This is a genomic window from Aeromonas cavernicola, assembly GCF_002795305.1.
Taxonomy (GTDB): domain Bacteria; phylum Pseudomonadota; class Gammaproteobacteria; order Enterobacterales; family Aeromonadaceae; genus Aeromonas; species Aeromonas cavernicola.
In genome coordinates this window covers 22,244-28,586 of the sequence record NZ_PGGC01000124.1, presented here as the reverse complement: position 1 = coordinate 28,586, position 6,343 = coordinate 22,244, and the positions used below count along the sequence as shown (strand labels likewise).

The following is a 6,343-nucleotide window of genomic DNA, read 5'->3' as shown; positions in this document are numbered from 1 at the left end:
CTATGTGGCCGATGGCAAGGGTGGCTATCGCTTAGCGACGGAGGCTGATTTTAAGATTGCGGCAGGCCAGACCGAGCTGAAGCTGTTTGTGAAGGTGGTGGATGACGCCCTGACGGAAGGGCGTGAGACCGTGACCTTGGGGGTCAGCAGTGGCAGCGACAAGCTGACCAATCCGAACACCAATCTGGGCGCCACCGGCGGGATTGTGGATGACCGCAACACCAGCCCGGGCGGTAACCCTGAGGTGGACGAAGACACCACCGCGACCGTTGTTGTTAGCAATGCAGGGGAAGTGCGTGAAGCGGACGGAGCCTACCTCACATACGAGGTGAAGCTGTCAGCCCCAGTGGCCAATGACACCCAAGTGACCCTTAGCCTCTCAGGCTCGGCGACCTTGGATAGTGATTACTCCAAGCTGGAATACCTCAACAACAAGGGGGAATGGGTGGCGGTGCCAGCTGATGGCAAGATCACCTTGCCAGCGAAAGGTGAGGTCATCTCTGTCAGGGTCGCGGTCCTTGATGATGCGTTAACCGAGAATAGTGAGACCGTGGTGTTGACCGCGACGCCAGTGGGTAACTCGTTGGTGTCTGGGTCAGCCAGTGGCACGGGCACGATTGTGGATGACCGCAACACTAGCCCGGGTGGTAACCCTGAGGTAGACGAAGACACCACCGCGACTGTTATTGTTAACGATGCGGGCCAAGTACGTGAAGTCGACGGTGCTTACCTCACTTACGAGGTGAAGCTGTCAGCCCCAGTGGCCAGTGACACCCAAGTTACCCTTAGCCTCTCAGGCTCGGCGACCTTGGATAGTGATTACTCCAAGTTGGAATACCTCAACAACAAGGGGGAGTGGGTGGCGGTGCCAGCTGATGGCAAGATCACCTTGCCAGCGAAGGGCGAGGTCATCTCTGTCAGGGTCGAGGTACTCGACGATGCAGTAACTGAAAATAACGAAACCGTGGTGTTGACGGCTACCCCTGTGGGTAACCCGCAGGTGTCTGGGTCAGGCAGTGGTACCGGCACTATTGTGGATGATCGTAACACCACTCTTGGTGGCAACCCCGACGTGGATGAAGATACGGTTGCTGCGGTGGTCGTTAGCGATGCGGGGGAGGTGAGGGAAGCAAGCGGTGCTTATCTTGTCTACGAGGTTAAGCTCTCCAATGCGGTAGCGCACGATACCAATGTGATCTTGAGCCAAGGGGGGAGCGCTAGTCATGGCAGCGACTACAGCACCATGGAGTACAGTACCGGCAACGGGCAATGGTTGACGGTGCCTGCTAGTGGCCTGATCACTCTGCCTGCTCATGGTACAGCGATACAGGTGCGAGTAGCCGTACTCGATGACGCTCAGACAGAGCTTAACGAGAGTGTGATATTAACCGCCACACCGGTTGGTAACCCACAAGTCACTACTGCAGACAGTGGCCAAGGCACTATCGTCGATGATCGCACTCAGGCCCCAGGCGGTAATACCTCGGTGGATGAGGATACTTCCGCGCAAGTGGTGGTTAACGATGCCGGTCAAGTTCGAGAAGCAGCTGGTGCCTATCTCACCTATGAGCTCAAGCTTTCCACCCCAGTGGCCAGCGATACCACGGTTGTTTTATCGCTCAGTGGCACTGCCACTAAGGGCAGTGACTACCAAGCCTTTGAATACCGTAATAGCAGTGGCCAATGGGTTACTGTCCCAGCCAATGGCCAGATTATCTTGCCTGCTAGCGCGGCTGCGGTACTGGTAAGAGTCGCGGTACTCGATGATGCCTTAACCGAGAATAGCGAAACCGTGGTGTTGACCGCGACGCCGGTGGGGAATCCGTTGGTCTCTGGGCCGGACAGTGGCACCGGCACCATTCTGGATGACCGAGTGACGACGGGGGGTAACCCGAACGTAGATGAAGATACACCAGCCACCGTTATCGTCAGTGATGCGGGTGAAGTTCGAGAAGGCTCGGGGCTTTACCTGACTTATGAGGTCAAGCTATCCAATCCGATTGCTACCGATACTGATGTCACGTTGAGCCTAAGTGGCAGTGCTAGCTCTGGCAGTGACTACAGCTCTTTGCAGTATCTAAACAGCAGCGGACAGTGGGTGGCGGTACCCATCAATGGTCAGCTCACTTTGCCTGCAACAGGGGCGCCGATAAAAGTGCGCGTCCCGGTGCTAGATGATACCTCTGCCGAGGATAACGAAACGGTGATACTGACGGCGACGCCCACGGGGAATCGCTTGGTTACCGGTGCGGACAGTGGCTCAGGGATTATTGTGGATAATGACCTCGCGGTGCGGTTAACCGGCGGCCTAGTTGATGAAGATGGGTTAGTGGGGGGAAATGCCTCATTACCTGAGCCAGTAGGGAGTCCAACCGAGGGGCCGCTCTCTGTCAGTCAGGCACTGCAGGTGACCGATGGAAAGGGGAATTCGGTGTCGGGTGCTCAGCTTAAGCTGCTAGGTATCGTTGGCCTAAGTGGCGTGACGGGCACGCTAGGGGAGCCGTTGTATGTGGTGCAAGACGGTGCGGGCTTAAAAGGTTATTTGGGGTCTAACACAGCGGGCAATACCGCCTTTACGATCACGGTTGATAACACCGCGAATCCACCTAGCTACACCTTCACCTTGCTCAAGCCGTTGAGCCATGTGGTGGATGGTCAAAGCCAGACGCTTACTAGCCAAGATGAATTGCGTTTTACCGTTAACTACCAAGTCAACAAGTCGGAGTTTGCCACCACTAATGGCTCTTTCGATCTGGCCATTCGTGATGATGTACCCGTCGCGAAAGCCGATGATAATCAAGTTGATGTACTGGTTGATTCGTTCAAGGTATCAGGGGTTGAGGCGAACTGGACCGAGTGGAGCGGCGGAGAGAACACGGTTAACCGTTCTGACTCCGCGGATAACGACGAAGGGTTAGATCAGCTCCGCTGGGGCGGTGGTGATAAACAGTCTGGGTATGGTTTTATGGATAATGACTCCGCACTTAAAGGGCTCATTCCCATTAATGAAGAGATCAAACTCGGGGTATTTACTCACTACAACTATCCGATCAAAAGCGGCACGTCGATCAGCGCTGCGACGATGAAAGTGACGTTCTCGGTGATCGATGCATCAGGGGTGATCACGCCGGTAACCCTGACCATCAATTTTGACCACAACGAAACGTCCAACAGTGGGGCAGACCCTCGGGACATCATTACCATTGGTGAGACCACGGCGACATTTAACTTCTTAGGGAAGTTCTACACCTTGTCTGTGCTGGGTTTTCGTGATGCGTCAGGTGCCTTGGTCAAGAGCATCTATACCGATGAAAATGCCACGAATAACTTTGATCTGGTCGTCAAAATGACAGAAGGGTCTGGTTATGCGCTGCCTAAAGCGACGGGTAATGTCTTAGCCAATGATCTTGCTGGGGCTGATGGTGGGTTAAGCGTGATTGGTTATGGCGTCGGCAGTAGCAATGCCACTTATACCAATGGTGCAGGCACCAGTATCACGGGGCTTTATGGGGTGCTGACCATCATGGCTAACGGTGCTTATACCTATCAAGTTACCAAGAGTGGCAGCCAGATCCCTGCTGATGCCCGTGAAACCTCTACCTATAGCGTGCGTGATGGCGATGGCGACACCACCAATAGCGTCTTGACGATCAACGTAAATGCCTTTAATCACCATGGGGCTCCCGCCCATCTGCCGTTAACGGTGGAAGGCACTGACCTCAATGACACCATGGTTGTCCGTCATGGTGAGAAAGCGGGGAATCCTGATCAGCTTGATGTGTTCTTTGGTGGCAATTTGTTGGGCAGCATCATTGATGACAAGGGCAACACGACGAGTGTTCATACTGGGGTGTGCTTCAACAAAGGGAATAGCGGCCAAACGGTCAGCAGCGGTGCCGGTAATGACCATGTTGAGACCGGTAGTGGGGATGATGTGATCTACGCTGGGATGACGGGGACGCCGCAATTTGGTAGCGATGATGCCCTGCAACTGACGGTCGCAGAGCTGAGCGCTCACCATATCATGACCGGTAATCTATCCGGTTCAGATGCCATGCTCGACGCGGATGGTCTGTTGCTCAGTGTTGATGTCAGTAGCCGTTATGCCGATGTCGTCAATAGCGGCAGTGGTAATGACAAAATTTATGGGCAATCGGGTTCCGATATTTTGTTTGGCCACACCGGTGATGACTACATCAATGGGGGCAGTCACAATGATGCGCTGCGAGGGGGGCTAGGCAATGACATACTTATCGGTGGGCTTGGCCATGATGTGATGCGTGGGGATGGTGGGGCTGACACCTTTGTTTGGAACAAAGGCGATACCACCGCGGGCACGCTCAGCAAGGATTACATCATGGACTTCAACATGGAAATGGGGTCCTTGAAACAAGCCCAAGGTGACACGCTAGATCTCCGTGATCTCTTGGATCATGATAGTTCTGGCCGTGAAAATGACCTAAAGGGCTTACTCTCAGTCTTTCAAGATAAAGACGGGGTTCACCTGCAGGTGAAAGAGAGCAGCACGGCATCGGTGAGCCAAGAGATCATCCTATTGAACCACAGTTTTGACTCCCTAACCGGTCACAGCGGTGCCACAGCCAGTCAGGTGATCGATCAGATGTTGAGTACCAATATGCTCGAAATCGATAAATAAGCGCGATTGCCAATATACCGATCCAAGCGGCGGGATAACCTGCCGCTTTTTTATTGGCCTCAATGAGCCGCTTAGCACCAGCACGCGGGGCCCCATCAAGCATGGCCAGCACGGTATTCGCCTTAGGGGGCGAGATCAGAATCTCCCCACAGGCCCTCAGCTGCCAAGGCTTGCCGCTTTCTGCTATAGTCGGCCCGCAATGTTGGGCACGGGGATGGGCCAAGCGCCGCAGAGATCTCGAATACGTCTCTCCTGCGATTTGTTGCCGAGTAGCAAACGGTCACTTATACCTGTGCGACGAATCATATTCCAATAAGGATGCTCCATGTCCAAGTCAGATCAGCTGTTTGAACAGGCTCGCCAGACCATTCCGGGTGGCGTCAACTCTCCGGTCCGTGCTTTCAATGGGGTCGGCGGTACGCCGCGCTTTATTGATCACGCCGATGGCGCCTACCTCTATGATGTGGATGGGCAAGCCTACGTGGATTACATCGGCTCGTGGGGCCCCATGCTGCTGGGTCACAACCACCCCGCCATCAAGGCCGCCGTCATCAAGGCCGTTGAGAAAGGGCTGAGCTACGGTGCGCCGACCGAGATCGAAGTGCTGATGGCCGAGAAAGTTCGCCAGATTGTCCCCTCCATGGAGCAGGTTCGGATGGTCAATTCCGGCACCGAAGCGACCATGAGCGCTATCCGGCTAGCCCGTGGCTACACTGGCCGCGACAAGATCGTCAAATTCGAGGGCTGCTACCACGGTCACGCCGACTCCTTGCTGGTCAAAGCCGGTTCCGGCGCCCTGACCCTGGGTCAGCCCAACAGCCCGGGCGTGCCGGCCGATTTCGCCAAGCACACCCTGACCTGCGTGTTCAACGATCTGGACTCGGTGCGCGAAGCCTTCATCCAGTACGGCAACGAGATCGCCTGTATTATCGTCGAGCCGGTCGCTGGCAACATGAACTGCATCCCGCCAGTGCCGGGCTTTTTGGAAGGGCTGCGCGCCATCTGTGACGAGTTTGGCTCCCTGTTGATCTTGGACGAGGTGATGACGGGCTTCCGGGTTTCCCTGCGCGGCGCTCAGGGCCACTACAACATCGAGCCGGATCTCACCACCCTTGGCAAGATCATCGGGGCTGGGATGCCGGTCGGTGCCTTCGGCGGTAAGAAGAAGGTGATGCAGCACATCGCCCCGACCGGCCCGGTCTATCAGGCGGGTACCCTCTCCGGCAACCCAGTGGCCATGGCTGCCGGTCTGACCATGCTGGAGCTGCTGCTGGAGCCGGGCCTCTATGAGCAGCTGAGCGCCAAGACAGCGCGGGTTGCCGAGGGACTGAAAGCCGCCGCCACCAAACACGGTATCCCACTGGCCATCACCTATGTCGGCGGCATGTTTGGCTTCTTCTTTACCGAAGAGTCTGACATCACCCGCTACGAGCAGGTGACCCGCTGCGACATGGAACGCTTCAAGCGGTTTTACCATCTCATGCTGGAAGAGGGCGTCTATCTGGCGCCAAGCGCTTACGAGGCGGGATTCCTGTCGCTGGCTCACGGCGACAAGGAGATTGAACACACTTTGGCCGCCGCCGAGCGCAGCTTCGCCAAGCTGGCGGGTTAATTGCCGTCGGCTCGGTGCCCATGATCAAAAATCCGACGTCTGTGACGTCGGATTTTTTATCTGTCTCATAGGGT

At 55.7% G+C, this 6,343-nt stretch carries 2 protein-coding genes; both read left to right on the top strand.

Going from position 1 to position 6,343, the window contains the following annotated elements:
- On the top strand, positions 1-4,657 hold a 4,657-nt coding region (locus CUC53_RS13640; protein ID WP_157798279.1), incomplete at its 5' end, for a choice-of-anchor K domain-containing protein.
- A gap of 325 nt (positions 4,658-4,982) precedes the next feature.
- Positions 4,983-6,269 (top strand): glutamate-1-semialdehyde 2,1-aminomutase, encoded by a 1,287-nt coding sequence (gene hemL / locus CUC53_RS13635; RefSeq protein WP_100294667.1) that lies wholly within the window; start codon positions 4,983-4,985, stop codon positions 6,267-6,269.
- Positions 6,270-6,343 lie beyond the last annotated feature (74 nt).

Excerpts from the sequence above, each read along its gene's own strand:
- hemL (WP_100294667.1), top strand. The coding sequence starts at position 4,983 with ATGTCCAAGTCAGATCAGCTGTTTGAACAGGCTCGCCAGACCATTCCG.